Raw genomic sequence first — 19,808 nt, 5'->3', positions numbered from 1 at the left:
TTTATATCCCGTGCAGGGCGGCCATGGTTCGAACCCTAGGTTCGACAAAAATGCCAGGAGCATTTTTGAACGCCGCGCAGTCAGCGGCAGCCCGCAGGGCAGAGTACAGGATGTATTCTGTAATCCCTCCCGATGTAAATTTCAAAACTGAATGAACACTTACAACAAGACGGGGCTTTTCTTTTATATCCCGTGCAGGGCGGCCATGGTTTGAACCCCTGGTTCGACAAAAATGCCAGGAACATTTTTGAACGCCGCGCAGTCAGCGGCGGCCCGCAGGGCAGAATACAGGATGTATTCTGTAATCCCTCCCGATGTGATTTCCAAAACTGGATAAACGCTTTCAACTGGACGGGGCCTCTGTACTCAATCGTTATCAGGCCACAGTCGAAAGCCTGTCTATACTCAAAAGGTCAGCAGGCATAATGTCGACTCGTGGGAATCTATTATTGTTGGGCTCAAGCCCAACCCACAGTGGGTCGGAATTTATTCCGACAACAAAGCTCAGTCTAAGCGCAGTGGGTCGGACTTGAGTCCGACAGAATTAAAGTCGTCAGTTCTAAGCTAAGTGGTCAGTAATCAGCCGTCAGATGGCTGAACTAAGTGGTCAGTAATCAGTAGTCAGTTAGCAGAAATCCGTTGACAGAGCGCGAGGGCGAGTCAGACTGAACAGCCAACAGCCAACAGCCAACAGCCAACAGCCAACAGCCAACAGCCAACAGCCAACAGCCAACAGCCAACAGCCAACAGCCAACAGCCAACAGCCAACAGCCAACAGCCAACAGCCAACAGCCAACAGCCCAAACTTGCACCCAAAGCTCAACCCGATTAATCTGACCGGTAAAGTAAAGGGGAGCAGTATGTTTGTCAGGATGTTTTGTCTATTGTCGCTGGCAACCACAGGCAGCCTGTGGGCGGCTCCAGCCCAGATAAAGGTATACACCGAACACTTTCCACCCTACCAGTTTATGCATAAGGATAAGGTGGTCGGGATTAACGCAGAATTGGTAATGTCGGTATGTCAGGCTGCCAAGGTACATTGCGAACTTGAGCTATTGCCCTGGAAACGCTCGTTGCAACTGACCCAATCCCAGCCCATGAGCGGGCTTATCTCCACCGCCCGAAATCCCCAACGGGAAGAACAGTTTAAGTGGGTGGGACCATTAGTCAATTCCACTTCTTATCTGTACAAGCTCAAGCACCGAACCGATATTGAGTTAACCGATTTACATGATGCGGCGCGTTTTACCATAGGTATTCAACCCAACGATATTTATGAAAGCATTTTGCTTCGCCACGGTTTTACCAAGGGTAAGAATCTACTCAACGTATCCTATAAAAATGCAGATATGCAGTTGTTTGTGCAGGGAAAATTAGACTTAATCATTGGCTCTCCGCTGACCCTTTTTTATCAGGTTGAACCGACCGGCTTTGCATTGGATGATTTGGTCGAAACCATTGAATTTCCGCTGGGGGCAATAGGCAACTATATGGCGCTGAATAAGGCCTTTCCTGTTGATCTGCAACAGCGGTTACAAGAACAAGTGGATAAAAGCCGGGCATCAGGCGAGATTGACAACCTGATTCGCAAGTACCACAAACCTGCTAACGCTCAATAACACGACTTTCTCCTATGGCCAGAGTGATAAATGGCGCTGTATCAGGGCAAGACCGTCGCGCCTGTTCCAATAGCCTGGCTGGCTCGTCCAGATCTTCAGCACTCAGTTGAAAGGTGGACCAGTGCATACCAATACTCAGATTAGCCTGAATATCCTGATGGATTTGTAAGGCTTCTGTTGGGGTGACATGATAAAGACGCATAAATTCTCTGGGGGCATAAGCACCGATAGGGATAAGTGCGAGGTCAACAGAACCAAGCTTGTTTGCTGTTTCAACAAAATCAATGGGGTTGTAACCGGTATCGCCAGCAAACCACAGGCTGAATGCCTGCCAGTTGACCCGCCATCCAGCCCATAGGGTTTTTCGACGGTCAAACAGGCTACGCGCTGACCAGTGCTGGGTGGGCGTAGCAATGAAATCGATACCACTAATGTGCTGCTGTTGCCACCAGTCGTATTCCAACACCTTGGCATCCGGCAAACCGATTTCGGTAAACCAATCTTTCAGGCCCAGTGGCACATGATATATCGGGGCTGTTCCCAAACTCAGTATGCTGTGCTTGTCCAGATGATCGTAATGATTATGAGAGATAAGCACATGTTGAATGGGCGGCAACTGTTCCACTTTATAAGGCAAGGGAGCTAAACGCCTGGGGCCAGCAAAACTGACTGGAGAAGCCCGCTCGCTGAAAATGGGATCGGTCAGCAGGTTAGTATTTTGATAGCTAATCAGAAAACTGGCGTGGCCAAGCCAGGTGACTCTGGGATATGGGGTTGGCTGGTGTAAATCTGCCAGCCTCGGCGCAACCACTATTCTGTCTGTTTGACTGGCTTGGTCGGCAAAGGGGACATCACCGAAATACTTGGTCAGCAAAAAGGCAAAAACGGTTTTTTCCTGATCCTGTATATGCGGATTAAAAAAGCGCTCACCGGTGTAGGGTGCCCGGATAGCGCCAATCTCCTTAGCATTTTGAGGCGCTGGTCGGTCTGGGTCGCACCCGCAGAGTAGGATTAGCGCTGTCAGGCAGAGCAGTTTCATAAGCTAAGCGTAGCAAAGAAAAGGTCTACAGGTTCTGGCTGACATAAGGGACAAAGGGGAGTGCAACTCCCCTGATGTGGCCATTCAGTAAGGGCCCAGGATCTGTGCGTTAGCCTGCCATTGACTCATCCACAACTGATTACCATGCAAATAATAAATGTGGTCGCCGTGGATTACGCTGCGGTCTTCACCACCATAGTAATATTGCTCACCGGTGGCTTTTAACTCTGTCAGTAATGACAAGCTGGCTTGCCTGGGCAGGGCGTTAACATCAAGCAGCATCAGGCTGTTGTTGGGCTGCCAAATCTCAATACAAGCATCAGCAGCGCAGCTTTGCCATTCTTCGATAGGCAGAGCGAATCGGTATTGGCTGTTTTGATTGAGTACCGACAAGGCCCGGTGATTGTATTCCACTGGCGTATAACCTTGCTTTTTAACCAAACTGGCTATTTCCCGAGGATTGGCCGGATCATTGATATCAAACAGACTGATTTTGGCACCCTGGCGCACAGGCATTTCAGTGGTGCTGTCGCCTTCGCCTGGCAGGCTTTCAATCGCCACATCCTGGCCAATACCTAACAGGTAGTGATTGTCCAGTGGATGCAGATAGCTGGAAAATCCGGGTATCTCCAGGCTGCCCTGCGTTTGCGGAAGCAGAGGATTGCTTAAATCCAGCACATACAGCGGATCCATACGCTCAAAGGTCACAACATACCCGCGATCGCCGATAAAACGTACTGCATATATCTCTTCACCGGGCTTGCCAATCGGTTCAGGAGAACTGCTGTTGGGGAGAGTGGCGACACTGACGAGTGCGTTGCCCTGTTGCTGCATCACTGTGAGTTTGTGTTCCAGCGATTCGTCACCTTGGCTGGTGATGATTCGCAGGTAGCCCTCTTTTTCGCTCATACGGAAATAGGGCGTGGTCTGCCAGCCGAGTTGTCCATCCACTGTGCCGGATGCCTGGTAGCCGAAACTATCGCCAAGTGACACTTTGTGCAATATCGTTTGTTGCTCTGCGGTGCCACTCAGATACAGGCTTTGTGGGGAAACGTATAAATTGTCTGCCTGACCGGTCAGACATAAAGATGTCACATCATCAGGGCTTTGCAGGTTGATTCGGGTGATATTAACCAGACGTGCATAACCGTCATTGCTACTGGCCAATTCAGGAATGTAGCAGTCTTCAGCCCGGTGTAGTGGCTGAGACTGCCCATTTCGGGTCAGTTTGGGCATCAGCTCAGTGAGATCTGCCGCCTGAATTTTCTGATAATTTTGCAACTTACTGGCATCTTCTTCAGCGCCCACATTCAGCCCTTCCATTTGCAGCGAGTGGGTGGTAGTCACGTACAGATACTGGCCAATACGGCGGCTATCCAATAGCAAACCTTCTATCTGTAGTTGCTCAGCCAAACCCGCTTCGGCAGGAATGTTGGTGTTATAGAGGGAAATTCCTACCTGGGCCTTTTCACCATACCAGGGGCCAGAGAGACGGGCGAAGGTCATGATAGGATAAGATGCACTGATGACAGCCAGGGCATCCTGATACAGGTAAAGGCCATTGACTTGCCCTAAGGTGTCATCCAGCTTAAGTTGGTTTACTTGCTTAAGACTCCAGTCTTGCTGGCGCTGCATTACTCTTATATGCGGTGGCTGGTAGTTTGTCTCCGTCCAGATCGGGTAAGTGGCCACGTACAGGTATTCACCGTCGTATTCCATTCGGTCTGCTTCATCCACTCCTGCTTCATGGGTGTTGGTTGTTGAAAAATTACCGTTTGAGTCGGAAGCCACTGTGTCACCACGCATTTCCAGGCGGACGGGATTTAACGAATCAATATAAATCCCGTTTTTCAGAAAGCGCTGAGCTTGGCTGTCACCAACCTGTTGCAGCCCGCCAACAAAAGTTTTTGCCTCATTAATACTGGGGGGAACCATAATCTGGGGTTCCGGCTGGCTGATATTATTGTCGCCAGAGCAAGCACTTAAACAGCCTAATGTGAGTAAATACAATGGATAGCGAGTTCTCATCGGTCGTTCCCAGGTGGAGTATCAGGGCTGATATCCTAGATGTACCGTTGCACGAAGTCCGCGATAATTGTTAGCTATTTGTTAAAATCTGTTATCGGGGTTGTTGGGCAGGCGCTATTTTTGGGGATGTCGATTAGCATCAACAATTTTACTGATTATCCTTAGTTGCTATGCTGGAATAAACTGCTGTTTATAAAATTGTTTCAGTTGGGAAAGCAGTCTTGATGCTGCCTTGTCCCTGTACCGAATGCCTTTTTATTAAAGAAGCAGTTCAGCCTCTGGGGATGCGGATTTTTTTCTCTTCGCTCTCGCGGTACAACACCAGGTTGTGGCCAATAAGTTGAACATTCAGGGCTTTTGTTTCGCGGGCGATGGCATCGCAAATCAAACGCTTTTGTTCACGGTCAGTCGTTGCTACTTTGACCTTAATCAGTTCGTGGTGGTTTAGGGCATTGTCTATCTCTGCCAATACACCCTCGGTTAAGCCGTTATTGCCCAGCAGTACCACGGGCTTCAGAGAGTGGGCCAGGCCCTTGAGATATTGTTTCTGTTTGGTGGAAAGAATCATTGAGTTACAAATTTGTCAGTTAATAAATATAACAGCCAGTTAATTGGCATGTCGTTGGGGTTGAAAAACGCTATTCTAACGCCATCTTAAGCGCATGCCTAATGACATTAACAGCTTCAATTAAAAAAAGAGCGGTTTTGTCAGCTTGGGCATTGTGTTTATTCAAGTGCTCAGATGATCTATGTAGGCTCATTGTGCATATAGATGGATAAGGCGTGCAACCGTTTCGACAGGAAATGGGCACACAAAGTACCAGGAAATCCGACCACCCTTTAAGATCTTTAAGTGGTGGCGGTATTAAGGCGGTTTACATAGTTTCCCGCAGCGAACTCTGGTAGTCTACCCACTGCCTGACTAGTTGAGGCAGCCGGGAAGGGAAGCCGGTCAGGATACAAACTGTTTTTACAGAGGTTACAGCGTTGAGCGATATGGCAAAAAATTTAATTCTGTGGTTGGTTATCGCCGTCGTCTTGATGACGGTGTTTCAGAGTTTCACTCCAGGTGAATCGTCTGGCCGCCAGTACGACTACACCCAGTTTATCAATGAAGTGAATCAGGGCATGGTGCGTGAAGTGCGCATTGATGGTCGCGAGATCAAAGGCGTGTCCCGCAGTGGGGAAAGCTTTACTACCTATATTCCTTCGGTTGGCGACAACGGCCTGGTGACCGATCTCATCAAAAATGATGTGCGCATGATTAACGAGCCGCCTGAGCGTCCCTCAATGCTGGCTAACATCTTTATTTCCTGGTTCCCGATGTTGCTGTTGATCGGCGTATGGATATTCTTCATGCGTCAGATGCAAGGTGGCGGCGGCCGTGGTGCCATGTCATTCGGCAAGAGCAAAGCGCGTCTGTTGGGTGAAGATCAGATTAAAACCACCTTCGCCGATGTGGCAGGGTGCGATGAAGCCAAAGAAGACGTGTCTGAATTGGTGGATTTTTTGCGTGACCCGTCAAAATTCCAGAAGCTGGGCGGTAAAATTCCTAAAGGTGTGCTGATGGTTGGCCCACCCGGAACAGGTAAAACGCTGTTGGCCAAGGCCATTGCCGGCGAAGCCAAGGTACCGTTCTTTACCATTTCTGGTTCTGACTTTGTGGAAATGTTTGTTGGTGTAGGCGCGTCCCGTGTGCGTGACATGTTCGAGCAAGCTAAGAAGTCCGCACCCTGTATTATCTTTATTGATGAGATTGATGCTGTTGGTCGTCAACGTGGTGCCGGGCTGGGCGGAGGCCACGATGAGCGCGAACAGACACTGAACCAGATGCTGGTGGAAATGGACGGTTTTGAAGGTCATGAAGGTATTATCGTGATTGCAGCCACTAACCGCCCTGATGTACTGGACCCTGCTTTGTTGCGTCCTGGTCGTTTTGACCGTCAGGTTGTCGTAGGCTTGCCGGATATTCGCGGCCGTGAGCAAATCCTTAAAGTACACATGCGTAAAGTACCGATTGCAGACAATGTCGATGCAGCGGTAATTGCCCGTGGTACGCCTGGTTTTTCGGGTGCTGACCTGGCCAACCTGGTTAACGAAGCGGCACTGTTTGCCGCCCGCTCTAACAAACGTCTGGTGGCGATGGAAGAGTTTGATAAGGCCAAAGACAAAATCATGATGGGCGCAGAGCGTAAGTCCATGGTGATGTCTGAAAGCGAAAAAGAGATGACCGCCTACCACGAAGCGGGGCATGCCATTGTCGGGCGCATGGTGCCTGAGCATGATCCAGTATATAAGGTCTCAATTATTCCGCGTGGTCGTGCGCTGGGTGTCACCATGTATCTTCCTGAGCAGGACAGATTCAGCTACACCAAACAGCATCTGGAGAGCATGATTTCCAGTCTTTACGGCGGTCGTATTGCCGAAGATATTATTTACGGCGGCGAGAAAGTCACGACAGGTGCATCTAATGACATCGAACGAGCCACCGATCTGGCCCGTAAGATGGTGACCCAATGGGGCTTGTCTGACAAGATGGGGCCAATGCTATACGCCGAAGAGGAAGGCGAAGTGTTCCTGGGGCGCAGTATGGCTCGCGCCAAGCATATGTCTGATGATACAGCGCGTGCCATTGATGCTGAAATCAAGGCGGTGATTGATCGTAACTACGACCGTGCCGAGCAGATTTTGCGTGACAATATGGACATTCTGCATGCCATGAAAGATGCGCTGATGAAATATGAAACCATTGATGCCAGACAAATAGACGACTTGATGGCGCGCCGCGATGTTCGTCCTCCGGCTGATTGGGATAACGACAATAAGCCTAAAGGCGGTGAACCGGTTAAGCCTGAAGCTAAGGCAGAAGCTAAGAAGTCTGCCGAAGCCGATATCAGTAAGCCTGGTGATTTGCCGAGCTAAACACTTCTTTAAGAGAACGAGGGCGCTGTAAGGCGCCTTCTTTTTATGTGACAAGCCGATGAAATTTGCAGATAAGTATTTGGACCTCAGCCAACCACGGGTGATGGGGATTCTGAACGTGACCCCTGATTCTTTTTCGGATGGTGGCAAGTTTAATCATTTGGATACCGCGCTTTATCAAGTTGAACAGATGCTCAGTGATGGCGCGGCGTTTATTGATGTCGGAGGCGAATCAACCCGTCCGGGGGCTGCCGAGGTGAGTGTTAATGAAGAATTGGATAGGGTCGTGCCAGTGATCGAAGCTATCCATGCTCGCTTTGATACGGTGATTTCCATTGATACCAGCAAAAGTCAGGTGATGCAGGCCGCCTGTGATGCCGGGGCCGGATTGATTAATGATGTCAGGGCACTGCAAGAAGACGGGGCATTAGCGGTGGCGGCGCAAAGCCGCGCCGCAGTTTGTCTGATGCATATGCAGGGTCAACCCCGTACCATGCAACAGCAGCCACAGTACCAGAACTTGTTTACCGATATTTTTAGCTTCCTGGATGACCGAGTGCAGCGCTGCCTGCAAGCAGGCATCGCCAGAGACAAAATTCTGCTCGATCCAGGCTTTGGTTTTGGTAAGACTTTGCAGCATAATTACCAGCTGTTACAGGGGATGGAACGTTTCCATCATTTGGGCTTGCCACTTTTGGTGGGGATGTCGCGCAAGTCGATGCTGGGTACATTGCTTAGCCGACCTGTGGAAGAACGTCTGGCCGGCAGTTTGGCTTGTGCTACCATCGCGGCGCTGAAAGGCGCGCAAATCATCCGGGTGCACGATGTTAAACAAACAGTGGATGCGCTAAAAGTGGTGATGGCCACTTTGAATCCCGAATTAATTTAGACCGGAATATACCGGCATTTCATTGCAAGGAACACTATGAGTCAACGAAAATACTTTGGTACCGATGGTATTCGCGGCAAAGTCGGCGAAAGCGCGATTAACCCTGAATTTGTTACTAAACTGGGCTGGGCCGCTGGTAAAGTATTGGCCGGCCGCGGTACTAATAAGGTATTAATTGGTAAGGATACCCGTATTTCTGGTTACATGCTGGAATCTGCTTTAGAAGCAGGACTGTCTGCCGCAGGCATTAATATTGGTTTACTTGGCCCTATGCCAACCCCGGCTATTGCCTATCTGACCAAAACATTTCGTTCTGAGGCCGGTATTGTGATCAGTGCTTCGCACAATCCTTACTATGATAACGGCATTAAGTTTTTTTCGGCCGATGGCTTCAAGTTGGATGATGATATTGAACTGGCTATTGAAGCGCAGCTAGAAGAGCCAATGGTATGCGTGGCATCTGATAAACTCGGCAAAGCTACCCGTATTAGTGACGCGGCTGGACGTTACATTGAATTTTGCAAAGGTTCCTTTCCATCTGAATTGTCACTGACCGGCATGAAAATCGTAGTGGATTGCGCCCACGGAGCCACATATCACATTGCGCCTAATGTATTGCGTGAACTGGGTGCCGATGTGATTGAGATTGGGACAGAACCTAATGGTCTGAATATTAATGATGATGTTGGTGCCACTTCCATGCAGGCTATTACTGAGCGTGTGCTGGCGGAAAAGGCGGACCTGGGTTTTGCCCTGGATGGTGACGGCGACCGTATTATGATGGTGGATCATAAAGGCAATGTGGTGGACGGTGATGAAATAGTTTATATCATCGCGCGCGACGCCCTTAAATCCGGCCGCTTAAATGGCGGCGGAGTGGTGGGCACGCTGATGAGCAATCTGGGACTGGAAGTTGCCCTGAGTCGTCTGTCCATTCCCTTTGCCCGCAGTAAGGTTGGCGATCGCTATGTGATGGAAATGCTGCATGACAGAGGTTGGAATATTGGTGGAGAGAGCTCCGGCCATGTGTTGAATCTGGCTGTAGCGTCCACCGGTGACGGCATCGTTTCGGGCCTGCAGGTGTTGACGTCTATGCTGCGTGCCGACATGAGCCTGTATGAACTGCGCCGGGGCATGGAAAAATTCCCTCAAACCCTAATCAATGTGCGTTATACCGAGGGTAGTAGTTCTCCTTTGGAACATGCCGACGTATTGGCGTCTGTCAAGGCTGCAGAACAGGATATGGGTGACGATGGCCGGGTATTATTACGTAAAAGTGGTACCGAGCCATTGATCCGAGTGATGGTCGAGGCCACTAAGGACGACCTTGCCAGCAAATGGGCCGAAACTATCGCCGATTCGGTACGAAAAGTAACCGCATAGTCATAATTGGCGCGAGAGTGACTTGTAACTTGTTTGGCGGTTGGTTACACTCTCGCGCGCTTTGAATTGACTCGCCAAGCGAGCCTGGAGTCACAATGGCAGTGAACAGCAGACGCCCCATGGTAGCAGGTAACTGGAAAATGAACGGTGACCTGGCACTGGTAACGCAAATGCAGGATGCGTTTAAGCAAAACCGGTTTGAAAATGTCGATGTATTGGTCTGTCCGCCTTTTACCTTACTGGCCGGTTTCAGTTCGAACGATGTTGGACTGGGAGCGCAGACCATCAGCGAACATCCTGGTGGCGCGCATACCGGTGAGATATCCGCGGTTATGCTTAGGGATGTAGGATGTGGGCATGTCATTGTTGGGCACTCAGAACGCCGCACTGATCAGCACGAATCCAATACGCTGGTTGCGGCAAAAGTTAACGCAGCGTTCAGCAGTGGATTAACAGCAATTTTGTGTGTCGGAGAACCGCTGGCAGTGCGTGAAGCCGGTAAGGTGTTTGACCATGTCGCTGAGCAGCTAGATGCGGTTATCGGGCATTGTGGTAGCGACGTGCTGAACAACCTGGTGATTGCCTACGAACCCATCTGGGCAATTGGCACAGGTAATACGGCCAGTCCGGAGCAAGTGCAGGAAGTTCATGCGTTTATTCGCAGTCACCTGGCTAAAGTTGATGCGATGGCGGCGGCAAAGATAAGAATTTTGTATGGTGGTAGTGTCAATGCCACTAATGCAGCGCAGATTTTCGCGCAAACTGATGTAGATGGCGGGCTGATAGGCGGCGCGAGTCTAAAAGTCACTGATTTTTTGGCAATTTGCCAAGCGGCAAACTGAATTGAGGTAAAGCATGCTTTACGAAGTGTTAATGGTGGTTTATCTGCTGGTATCCCTGGCCCTGATCGGTCTGGTATTGATTCAGCGTGGTAAAGGTGCCGATATGGGCGCATCTTTTGGTGCGGGTGCATCGAATACGGTGTTTGGTGCGTCGGGCTCCGGTAATTTTCTTAGCCGTACCACGGCTATCCTGGCAACCTTGTTTTTTGCTATCAGTTTGATTCTGGGGGCAATGACAGCCGGTAAAGAAAAGCAGGTTGATGAGTGGCAGAACCTGGAAGTACCAGTAAGCCAGCCTGCGGACACTGACGTGCCGGTGGAAAAGCCCCAACCGACTGACGTACCTAACTAAGGTCGTCTGACCCAAGTTTCGCGGATGTGGTGGAATTGGTAGACACGCCATCTTGAGGGGGTGGTGTCGCAAGACGTGCGAGTTCGAGTCTCGCCATCCGCACCAAATAAAAGAACCCGGTTTTGCCGGGTTTTTTGTTATCTGCGGTACAGTCACACCAAGACAGCAAATACCCTGGCAGGATGAGTTAAAGGAAGCTGGCTCACGGCCACTTTTGTATCAAATTGATTGCGTCGTAACGCCAACCGCGAGACTCTTTGTAAAAATCCTATATCGGGCAGGGCGCATGGACTATCAACAGGCACGTGACTATTTACTATCGAAACCCGAAGCCATAGAAGATTTTCCGTTTGGTGAGGACGTAGCGGTGCTGAAAATCCGCGGTAAGATGTTTGCCACCTTAGCCAGTGACAAAGGCGAAGGACGCATGAATCTGAAATGTGAACCTCAGCAGGCATTGATGCTCAGGGACATGTTCGCTGCGGTACTACCCGGCTATCATATGAATAAACTGCATTGGAATACCATTAAGTTGGACGGCAGTATCCCCAACGGTGAAATCCAGCGCATGATTGATCATTCTTACGCATTAGTGGTTAAGGGCTTAAAAAAGTCTGACAGACTGGGTCTGGTAGCAAAATACGGCGAACAGTTGATATCCGCCTGACCTCTCAATTTGATAGCTGTCTCTGTACCATGCTCATCGCCATTGTCACAGAATTTTCCCTGTTTTTAGCTCATCTTAGCCGCTATACTATGCGCCGCGTTAAAAAGCGAATATAGAAAATTATCAATGTAAAAGGCCTCTGCCATGAGACAAGAGGCTGTGTTGGCGGAACATGTGGATTTCATCCGAAATCGGTTTGCCATTAGCAGTCACTTGGTTGGGCATCAGGCTTAATGTAAGGAAAATTAAGTGACTCCAATTACTAAAACCTTCCAATACGGACAGCACCAAATCACCTTGGAAACCGGTGTGATTGCCCGTCAGGCCACTGCTGCTGTAATGGCCAGCATGGACGATACCGCTGTACTGGTTACCGTAGTAGGTAAAAAAGAAGCCAAAGCCGATCAGGACTTTTTCCCACTGACGGTCAATTATCAAGAGAAAACCTATGCTGCCGGTAAAATCCCTGGCGGTTTCTTTAAGCGCGAAGGCCGTCCTTCAGAAAACGAGACACTGACCGCTCGTCTGATTGATCGTCCTATTCGTCCGCTGTTCCCTGAAGGTTTCAAAAACGAAGTTCAGGTGGTTATAACCGTTATGTCCGCTAATCCGGATATCCCCACCGATATCGTTTCCATGATCGGTACCTCTGCGGCACTGGCCATTTCCGGTATTCCATTTAATGGTCCTATCGGTGCAGCACGTGTTGGCTACAAAGACGGCCAGTATATTCTTAACACGCGTATTTCTGAGCAAGCTGACAGCCAGTTGGATCTGGTGGTTGCAGGTACCCAAAGTGCGGTACTGATGGTGGAATCTGAAGCCAGCGTATTGTCGGAAGAAGTGATGCTGGGCGCGGTAATGTACGGCCATGATGAGCTGCAAGCTGTTATCAATGCCGTAAACGAGTTCGCCACTGAAGTGAACACGCCAAAATGGGACTGGCAGCCAGAAGCGGAAAATACCGAATTGAAAGCCAAGGTCAAAGCCCTGGCCGAAGCAGATATGACCGCTGCTTACCAAATCTCTGACAAGCTTGCCCGTAAGGACGCTGTGACTGCCGTGACCGATAAAGTGGCGGCGCAGATTCTGGAAGAAAGCCCGGAGCAAGATGCAAAAGAGCTGAAAGAGCTGCTGCACGAATTAGAAAGTGATGTGGTACGTTCACGTATTCTGAATGGCGAGCCGCGCATCGATGGCCGTGACCCGCAGATGATTCGTGCCCTGGACGTGGCCACTGGTATTCTGCCACGTACTCACGGTAGTGCTTTGTTCACTCGTGGTGAGACTCAGGCGCTGGTCACCGCTACGTTAGGTACTGAGCGTGATGCACAGATGATCGACGAGCTGGGTGGATTAACCAACAGCCGCTTTATGCTGCATTACAACTTCCCTCCATACTGTGTGGGTGAGACCGGTATGATGGGTTCACCTAAGCGCCGCGAAATTGGCCATGGTCGTCTGGCTAAGCGCGGTATTCAAGCGGTGATGCCGTCTGAAGAAGAATTCCCGTATGTGGTGCGTGTGGTATCTGAAATCACCGAGTCTAATGGTTCTTCTTCCATGGCGTCTGTGTGTGGTAGCTCACTGGCACTGATGGATGCTGGTGTACCCATCAAGGCTTCTGTGGCCGGTATTGCTATGGGTCTGGTGAAGAGTGACGACAAGTTTGTGGTACTGTCTGACATTCTGGGCGATGAAGATCACCTGGGTGATATGGACTTTAAAGTAGCAGGTACTGCCGATGGTGTAACTGCACTGCAGATGGACATCAAAATCGAAGGTATCACCAAAGAGATTATGCAAATCGCCCTGAAACAGGCGAAAGAAGCCCGATTGCATATCCTTGGCGTGATGGACAAAGCCATTAATTCACACCGTGATGAGATGTCTGAGTTCGCTCCACGTATCTATACTATCAAGATCGATCAGGACAAGATCCGTGAAGTTATCGGTAAAGGTGGTGCGGTTATCCGTTCTATCACCGAGAAATCTGATACTAATATCGAGATTGAAGACGACGGTACTATCAAGATCTTCGCTACTGAGCGGGCCAAGGCACAGGTTGCTATCGATATGATCGAAGGCATTACCGCTGATGTCGAGGTAGGCAAGACTTACCATGGTAAAGTAACCCGCTGTGTAGATTTCGGCGCCTTTGTTGAAGTATTGCCAGGTAAAGAAGGTCTGGTACATATTTCTCAGATCGCTCACGAGCGTGTGGCCAAGGTCAGCGACTATCTGACTGAAGGTCAAATGGTGGACGTGAAGGTGATGGAAATCGATCGCCAGAACCGTATCCGTCTGAGCATCAAAGAGCTGCTGGAAAAACCAGCGGCACCCGCTGAGCCTCAGGCAGAACAATCGGAAGACTGATTATCCTTGGATAACTGACTGATAGATAATAATAAATGGCACCCATTCGGTGCCATTTTGCGTTTTAGGCTGGTGCCGACCTTGGCTTTCATCCTGCTGACAACAATAATTTGATACAGCAAAGGGCTTTAAGCCAACGGCTATAACAGGTATAACAGGCAACCTGTTTCGGTGGCAAGGGTGCTACCAATGGTTACGCTAGTCTGGTTTTAGGGAAACGAATTACTGTAATGATGAACATTTCACGAGTGTTATTACTGGCTGCCTTGGCTATTGGCGGTACGGCATGCAGCAGCATAGATACGGCCCGTACCCGCGATGGTCAGATGGGCAATCTGATTTTGGTGGAGCCCATGCCTGCCAACATGCGCAGTCAGATGGCCCTGGCCCGGTATAATCAAATTCTTGGTCAGGTAGAGCTGGACGACTCGCAGCGCGCCGATTTGCTTTATCAGCGCGGTATGCTGTATGACAGTGTGGGGTTAGGCGGACTGGCGCAGTATGACTTCAGTATGGCGCTGAAACTTCGCCCGGATATGGCGGAGGCCTATAACTTTATGGGTATTCACCATACTCAGAATATGGATTTCATTCAGGCCTATGAGGCCTTTGACGCCACGCTGGATATTAATCCTGAGCATGACTTTGCCTTTTTAAACCGTGGTATCGCCTTGTATTATGGTGGCCGTCCTGAACTGGCAGTCAGCGACCTTAACCGTTTCTACCATCGTGATGAGAGCGATCCTTACCGAGCATTATGGTTTTATCTGGCGGAATCGGCGGTCGACCCAGGCAAAGCACTGCAAACCCTGCGCGAAAGCCGAAATAAACTGAAAGATGACAACTGGGCCACTGCACTGGTGGATCTGTATTTGGGTGACGTCAGCGAAGGGCAGCTTTTGTCCGTTTTGCTAGTCAATGTGCGCAGTCAGCAGGAATTGGCAAATCGCTTGTGCGAAGCATACTTTTACCTGGGTAAGTATCATATGGCGCAAGGAAATAAGGCAGTGGCCTCGAACTACTTCAAACTGTCGCTAAGTACCAATGTCTATGAGTTTGTTGAGCATCGCTATGCCAGACTGGAACTGGATTTGCTCAGAGAGAAAACACTGGAAGACCCTCAGGCCCGATGACATATCTATGCTAAAAACCCTGCGTTTATTGATGCTGGCATTAGGGGGCGCCTGTTTATCTGCCGCCAGTCAGCAACAATATGTACCATTGATGTTGAAGCAGGGGCAAACCGATCCCGTATCCCTGTTTCGTGCCGTTAAGGCCGGTTCTGACGAAGCGCTGGTGCAATTGAGTCAATATGCTCAAACGCATCAGGATCCTTATTGGCTGAAGCAAGCCGCAGAACTGGGGGATGCACGTTCCTATTACCGTCTGGCCTTAAATGAAACGGATGAGGCCACTCATCGCCGACTAATGAGCAAAGCTGCTATGGCAGGTTTTGCGCCGGCTCAGCACGAAGTGGCGTTACTCAGTGATGCTTCCGAGCACCGGGTACAATGGTTGGAAAAGGCCGCCGAACAGGATTATCTGCCGGCCATTATTTCACTTTATCAATGGCTGATGATAGAAGAGCGTGCGGATGAAGCCGAACTTTGGATGGAAAAGGCTGCACCACATGATCCCAACAGTGCGTTGCTGCTGGCAAAGCAGGAATGGCGCACGGGCAAATACGCGCTGGCCCGATCCTGGTTCAGACATGCCAAAGAGCAAGGTGTCAGCCAGGCTAAGGATTATCTGAAACTTATCGATAACTACTGGCAAGCACAGGGAAGCGGATTGGCTGTAACGCGCCAGCACTGTGTGATTAACCTGCAGCCAGTGGTGTTGTCATTGGAAAACATGCAGCAGATGGCGCAACTGAGTCAGTCTTTTGCAGCAGACAGCAGACTGCAATCCTTGCCGGTTTGTTTGCTTGAACCTATCTGGGTTAAGCCCGATGCCGTGAAATGCGATGAGAATTGGTTAAGCCACAGGCGTCTGGGCTGTGATGTCAGGCAGTTATCTCGTCTGCCATTAGCTGACAATTTTACTCACCTGATGGTGCTGGCACCCAGGGGCAAAGCCAATGTACATAACGGCATTATGTATCTGGATCAGGGCGACAGTTATTCGGTGTTTGTACACGAACTGGCACACTTTTCCGGCTTTGTGGATGAATACCCTTTGTCTTCAGATATGGCCGAACAGGTTTGCCACCCTTACAGCCGGGCGCCAAATCTGGTTATTGTCACAGATGCTGCAGAATTGCCTGATAAGTTGGACGGCTGGCGCCAAAGCGGCGAGGAGTGGACAATGGCAAAGGCCAGAACCTGTAATAATCATCAGATGCAGGCGTACAAGGGCAGCGACCAACTGACCTTTATGGAATATCACGACCAGCAGTATATCCCGCCTTTATACTTAAGTTTGTGGAAGTATCGACTGGATAACCGGGTTGAATTGCTGCCGGCTTTTGTCAATTTTGCCCAGGCCTGGTACGAAAAAGGCAATCACACAATCGCAGTGCAATGGCAAAACAAGGCTGAGGCCTTTATGTACCCGATTAATACCTCCCTTCCTGCCGCGGTGGATACTGCTTCGCCCTTGTAATGACTTGGCATGTCTGTTTTTTACAATTTTGCCCTTCGGCGTGTCGCTAAAATGGCTGCAGTGTTCAATTCAGGAGGCAATTTATGCACAACTTCAGATATCTCTCTTTGTTATTTTCGCTACTGCTGGCGGGGCAGGCCTATGGTTCTGCTGCATTAGAGGCCCTAACTGACACCGCGCACAGAAGTTGGCAGGGACAAACCCTGTCGTACCAAAATGTGGTAGGAAGCAAGCCGCTGTATATCAAATTCTGGGCTACCTGGTGTGTGCCCTGTAATGAGCAAATGCCGCATTTTCAACATGCCTTTGAAGAGTATGGTGACAAAGTGGAGTTTGTATCCATCAATCTGGGGGTAAATGAAACACCACAAGCCATGGCTGAGATGGTGGAAAAGTATAAATTGACCATGCCCATATTACAGGATAACTCTGGTGAGCTGGCCAGAGCATTCAGCCTGATGGGCACACCCTGGCATATCTTAGTCAACCGTGAAGGCCGCATTGTGCATAAAGGCCATGAAGCCGATGCGCAGTTGGATAAACGCCTGGCCTTGGTTGCCGCGCAGCAACCCGGCGAATTACCCGCCATCAGTTTGTCAGCCGGCCATCAGCAAGGCCTGGAATTGCAGGGCAAAGGTACACAAATGTTGTACTTTACCGCCACCTGGTGTGACTGGTACCTGAAAGACTCCAGACCTGAGCAAAGCAAGAATTGTGTGGCGGGCCAGCAATTTTTCAACAAGCTCGCTGACGCGCATCCGAAGGTAAACAGCCTGGGTATTGTGTCCCGTCTGTGGACAGAGCAAAAAGATCTGGATGAATACCGTGACAAGTTTTCTGTGGCACATGAGCTGGCCATTGACAGCAGTCTGGATGCGGCCATTGGCTTTGGTATTAATCAACTGCCGACATTGGTGATTATCAAAGACGGTCAGGAGATTTACCGCCAACAGGATTTTATGCAAAGCAATGACCTGGCCAGTATTGCTGGGCTGCTAGCCAATTAACCTATAGGGTCTGAGCAATCAGCGGTGGATGTTATGTCAATGTATCTGCCGCTGAAACGTGGCTGTCAAAGCGCACGATAAAAGAAGCACCGCCCAGATTATTCTTACCAATAACAGTAATGCTGGCGTTGTGGGCATGGGCAATTTCGCTGACTATCGATAGCCCCAGGCCGCTGCCAGACAGGCTGGTCTGGTCTTTACGCCAGAAACGTTCAAACAGTTTTACCCTGTCAGCCTCATCAATACCTGGACCAGAGTCAATCACCGACAGGCTATCTGCGCCTATCACCAGTTTTACCAGGGCACCTGGGCTGGCATGCTTCAACGCATTTTCAAGCAGATTCTTGGTCAGAATGATCAGTGCACCCTGGTCACCATGTACCCTGCAGTCGCCTTCGCCACTTTCCATTTCAAGTTCTTTGTCATAGGTCACGGACAACGGACCCAGCAACATGCATACATCCTTGCCGACTTTATTCAGATCCACCGCTTTATGCCGATACGCACTCTGATTCTGGGCTCTGGATAAATCCAGCAGCTGTTCCACCACCCTGGACATGTAGCGGGCATCGCCAAGTATTGGTGTGCTGACATCATCCGGGAGTTCTGCCAGCTCGACACGAGTGGTCAGCACTGCCAGCGGAGTACGCAGTTCATGGGCAGCATTGGCGACAAAACGTTTTTGCTCATTAAAGCCTTTTTCCACTCTGTCCATGGCACCATTCAGGCTTTGTACCAAAGGCAGAATCTCGCTAGGTAGTTGGTCGACAGGCAGGCGCACATCCAACTGGTTGGGCTTAATCTGCTGCAGTTGGGCCGCCACATCGTTGACCGGTTTGACTAAGGTTCTTACCGATAAATAGGTAACAAAGATAAACACCAGAAAAGCAGCGCCCATAGTCAGAATCGAGACTTTTTCTAATACGGGCATAACCGCTTCGTTGGCCAGCTCGCCAAGCAAATCATTACGAGCCAGGTCCACAAGTAATTGTCGGCCTTCAAGTTCAAATAAAATACGGTAGCAATCTGTATCATCCGCCAGATTTGAATATCCCAGTGGGATTTGTTGTGGGAGTCTTGCAATCAGATGTTGTTGTTCAGGCTCAGGGATGGAGGTCAGCAATATCTGCCCACTTTGCCGGTCCATGACCCGAAAGCCGAGATTATTATACAGGGCATCGTAGCCCCATTTTTCGGCCACACTGTCACTGCTGTATTGCAAACTTCCCTGCGCATCAAAATACAGATTTTCCTGAATATCTTCGGTCATGCCAAACATGCTTTGCTCGACGGCCAGATTGGCGAAGTTGATGGAAAACAGGTAAAGCATCAGGCCAATCAGTGCGAATACGCCGCCACCAATAAACAGAAAATGCAGGAATAAGCGCCTGGCCAAAGAGCGTTGTGATAGCTTCATGACAGAATATAACCTATACCGCGAATGGTTTTTATTTGGGCAGACGCATTGGCTTGCTCAAGCTTTTTACGTATACGGTGCATGGCCACCTGAATTGCATTGTCAGTAACTTCAAAGCCCATGGCGTAAATAGCATCCAGCAGTGCATCTTTGCCCACCGTCAGGGTGGCATGGCGCAGCATATATTCCAGAATTGCCACCTCGGTTTTGCCCATCGTCAGGTTTTCCCCGGCAATAGTGACCCGCCGGGATTTACTGTCCAGTTGCAGATTGCCGCGACTGATACTGGTGCCACTATAGCCACTGGGACGGCGCAGCAGCGCCCTGAGCCGGGCTTTCAGCTCTTCTATAGCAAAAGGTTTATTCAGATAGTCATCCGCACCCAGGTCCAAGCCGGTAATCCTGTCTTCAATACCACCACGGGCGGTTAGAATCAGAATAGGTAATGGATTATGCTTGCCCCGTATCCATTTGATCATGTCCAAACCATCTTTATCCGGCAGGCCTAAATCCAGCACCAGTGCATCGTATTGCCAGCAATCCAGATGATGCATCAAGGCGGCGGCATCTTTAGCAATGTCAGCAGCGTGCCCATCCTGCAATATGGCTTGCCGGATAAAGTCTGCCAACTGGGCGTTGTCTTCGGTAATCAGAATTCTCAAC

The 19,808-nt window shown here is 49.8% G+C and carries 16 protein-coding genes and 1 tRNA gene; 12 read left to right on the top strand and 5 right to left on the bottom strand.

The window, feature by feature from the left end:
- Positions 1–860 precede the first annotated feature (860 nt).
- The gene (locus ABD028_RS06530; RefSeq protein WP_102794879.1) at positions 861–1,619 is read left to right on the top strand and encodes a transporter substrate-binding domain-containing protein; all 759 of its coding nucleotides are present in this window, start codon (positions 861–863) and stop codon (positions 1,617–1,619) included.
- Here ABD028_RS06530 and ABD028_RS06525 read toward each other — a convergent pair.
- From ABD028_RS06525 to yhbY, 3 genes are all read right to left on the bottom strand, one after another.
- A complete protein-coding gene (locus ABD028_RS06525; protein ID WP_343843175.1) occupies positions 1,606–2,658 on the bottom strand; it encodes an MBL fold metallo-hydrolase in 1,053 nt (350 codons plus the stop codon). The genes ABD028_RS06530 and ABD028_RS06525 overlap by 14 nt on opposite strands.
- 84 nt (positions 2,659–2,742) lie before the next feature.
- A complete protein-coding gene (locus tag ABD028_RS06520) occupies positions 2,743–4,686 on the bottom strand; it encodes a beta-propeller domain-containing protein (protein ID WP_343843173.1) in 1,944 nt (647 codons plus the stop codon).
- A gap of 271 nt (positions 4,687–4,957) precedes the next feature.
- Positions 4,958–5,254, bottom strand: coding sequence for a ribosome assembly RNA-binding protein YhbY (gene yhbY / locus ABD028_RS06515; RefSeq protein ID WP_102794882.1), 297 nt, complete (start codon positions 5,252–5,254; stop codon positions 4,958–4,960).
- Between the two features lie 419 nt (positions 5,255–5,673).
- Between yhbY and ftsH the strand changes: the two genes are divergently transcribed.
- From ftsH to ABD028_RS06460, 11 genes are all read left to right on the top strand, one after another.
- Entirely contained in the window at positions 5,674–7,608 is a 1,935-nt protein-coding gene (ftsH, locus tag ABD028_RS06510) for an ATP-dependent zinc metalloprotease FtsH (RefSeq protein WP_343843172.1), read from the top strand.
- 58 nt (positions 7,609–7,666) lie between these two features.
- A complete protein-coding gene (folP, locus tag ABD028_RS06505) occupies positions 7,667–8,497 on the top strand; it encodes a dihydropteroate synthase (RefSeq protein ID WP_343843168.1) in 831 nt (276 codons plus the stop codon).
- Positions 8,498–8,533: 36 nt separating this feature from the next.
- Positions 8,534–9,880 (top strand): phosphoglucosamine mutase, encoded by a 1,347-nt coding sequence (glmM, locus tag ABD028_RS06500; protein ID WP_102794885.1) that lies wholly within the window; start codon positions 8,534–8,536, stop codon positions 9,878–9,880.
- A 95-nt stretch (positions 9,881–9,975) separates the two neighbouring features.
- Positions 9,976–10,722 (top strand): triose-phosphate isomerase, encoded by a 747-nt coding sequence (gene tpiA, locus ABD028_RS06495; RefSeq protein WP_343843163.1) that lies wholly within the window; start codon positions 9,976–9,978, stop codon positions 10,720–10,722.
- 13 nt (positions 10,723–10,735) lie between these two features.
- Positions 10,736–11,074 carry a preprotein translocase subunit SecG gene (secG, locus tag ABD028_RS06490; RefSeq protein ID WP_102794887.1) on the top strand — a complete coding sequence of 113 codons (339 nt, stop codon included), beginning with the start codon at positions 10,736–10,738 and terminating at the stop codon, positions 11,072–11,074.
- A gap of 20 nt (positions 11,075–11,094) precedes the next feature.
- Positions 11,095–11,179 (top strand) — tRNA-Leu (locus ABD028_RS06485).
- Positions 11,180–11,360: 181 nt separating this feature from the next.
- Positions 11,361–11,741 (top strand): MmcQ/YjbR family DNA-binding protein, encoded by a 381-nt coding sequence (locus ABD028_RS06480; protein ID WP_102794888.1) that lies wholly within the window; start codon positions 11,361–11,363, stop codon positions 11,739–11,741.
- A 249-nt stretch (positions 11,742–11,990) separates the two neighbouring features.
- The gene (gene pnp / locus ABD028_RS06475) at positions 11,991–14,117 is read left to right on the top strand and encodes a polyribonucleotide nucleotidyltransferase (protein WP_343843159.1); all 2,127 of its coding nucleotides are present in this window, start codon (positions 11,991–11,993) and stop codon (positions 14,115–14,117) included.
- Positions 14,118–14,347: 230 nt separating this feature from the next.
- Positions 14,348–15,250: a lipoprotein NlpI gene (gene nlpI / locus ABD028_RS06470; protein ID WP_425542071.1), complete on the top strand. Its 903-nt coding sequence runs from the start codon at positions 14,348–14,350 to the stop codon at positions 15,248–15,250.
- A 7-nt stretch (positions 15,251–15,257) separates the two neighbouring features.
- Positions 15,258–16,721, top strand: coding sequence for a tetratricopeptide repeat protein (locus ABD028_RS06465; protein WP_343843157.1), 1,464 nt, complete (start codon positions 15,258–15,260; stop codon positions 16,719–16,721).
- A gap of 83 nt (positions 16,722–16,804) precedes the next feature.
- Positions 16,805–17,728 (top strand): TlpA family protein disulfide reductase, encoded by a 924-nt coding sequence (locus ABD028_RS06460; RefSeq protein WP_343843155.1) that lies wholly within the window; start codon positions 16,805–16,807, stop codon positions 17,726–17,728.
- A 31-nt stretch (positions 17,729–17,759) separates the two neighbouring features.
- Here ABD028_RS06460 and ABD028_RS06455 read toward each other — a convergent pair whose 3' ends face one another.
- Both ABD028_RS06455 and ABD028_RS06450 read right to left on the bottom strand, forming a co-directional pair.
- Positions 17,760–19,145 carry an ATP-binding protein gene (locus ABD028_RS06455; protein WP_343843153.1) on the bottom strand — a complete coding sequence of 462 codons (1,386 nt, stop codon included), beginning with the start codon at positions 19,143–19,145 and terminating at the stop codon, positions 17,760–17,762.
- Positions 19,142–19,807: a response regulator gene (locus ABD028_RS06450; protein ID WP_102795477.1), complete on the bottom strand. Its 666-nt coding sequence runs from the start codon at positions 19,805–19,807 to the stop codon at positions 19,142–19,144. The genes ABD028_RS06455 and ABD028_RS06450 overlap by 4 nt, the downstream gene beginning before the upstream one ends.
- Position 19,808: the final 1 nt, after the last annotated feature.

Source organism: Bowmanella denitrificans (genome assembly GCF_039522935.1).
GTDB lineage: Bacteria > Pseudomonadota > Gammaproteobacteria > Enterobacterales > Alteromonadaceae > Bowmanella > Bowmanella denitrificans.
The sequence above is the reverse complement of the archived record's forward strand: the minus strand, read 5'-3'. Positions and strand labels throughout refer to the sequence as shown.

Excerpts from the sequence above, each read along its gene's own strand:
- glmM (WP_102794885.1), top strand. The coding sequence starts at position 8,534 with ATGAGTCAACGAAAATACTTTGGTACCGATGGTATTCGCGGCAAAGTC.
- ABD028_RS06480 (WP_102794888.1), top strand. The coding sequence starts at position 11,361 with ATGGACTATCAACAGGCACGTGACTATTTACTATCGAAACCCGAAGCC.
- ABD028_RS06520 (WP_343843173.1), bottom strand. The coding sequence starts at position 4,686 with ATGAGAACTCGCTATCCATTGTATTTACTCACATTAGGCTGTTTAAGT.
- yhbY (WP_102794882.1), bottom strand. The coding sequence starts at position 5,254 with ATGATTCTTTCCACCAAACAGAAACAATATCTCAAGGGCCTGGCCCAC.
- nlpI (WP_425542071.1), top strand. The coding sequence starts at position 14,348 with ATGATGAACATTTCACGAGTGTTATTACTGGCTGCCTTGGCTATTGGC.
- ABD028_RS06455 (WP_343843153.1), bottom strand. The coding sequence starts at position 19,145 with ATGAAGCTATCACAACGCTCTTTGGCCAGGCGCTTATTCCTGCATTTT.
- ABD028_RS06525 (WP_343843175.1), bottom strand. The coding sequence starts at position 2,658 with ATGAAACTGCTCTGCCTGACAGCGCTAATCCTACTCTGCGGGTGCGAC.
- ABD028_RS06460 (WP_343843155.1), top strand. The coding sequence starts at position 16,805 with ATGCACAACTTCAGATATCTCTCTTTGTTATTTTCGCTACTGCTGGCG.
- folP (WP_343843168.1), top strand. The coding sequence starts at position 7,667 with ATGAAATTTGCAGATAAGTATTTGGACCTCAGCCAACCACGGGTGATG.
- secG (WP_102794887.1), top strand. The coding sequence starts at position 10,736 with ATGCTTTACGAAGTGTTAATGGTGGTTTATCTGCTGGTATCCCTGGCC.
- ABD028_RS06530 (WP_102794879.1), top strand. The coding sequence starts at position 861 with ATGTTTGTCAGGATGTTTTGTCTATTGTCGCTGGCAACCACAGGCAGC.
- ABD028_RS06465 (WP_343843157.1), top strand. The coding sequence starts at position 15,258 with ATGCTAAAAACCCTGCGTTTATTGATGCTGGCATTAGGGGGCGCCTGT.
- tpiA (WP_343843163.1), top strand. The coding sequence starts at position 9,976 with ATGGCAGTGAACAGCAGACGCCCCATGGTAGCAGGTAACTGGAAAATG.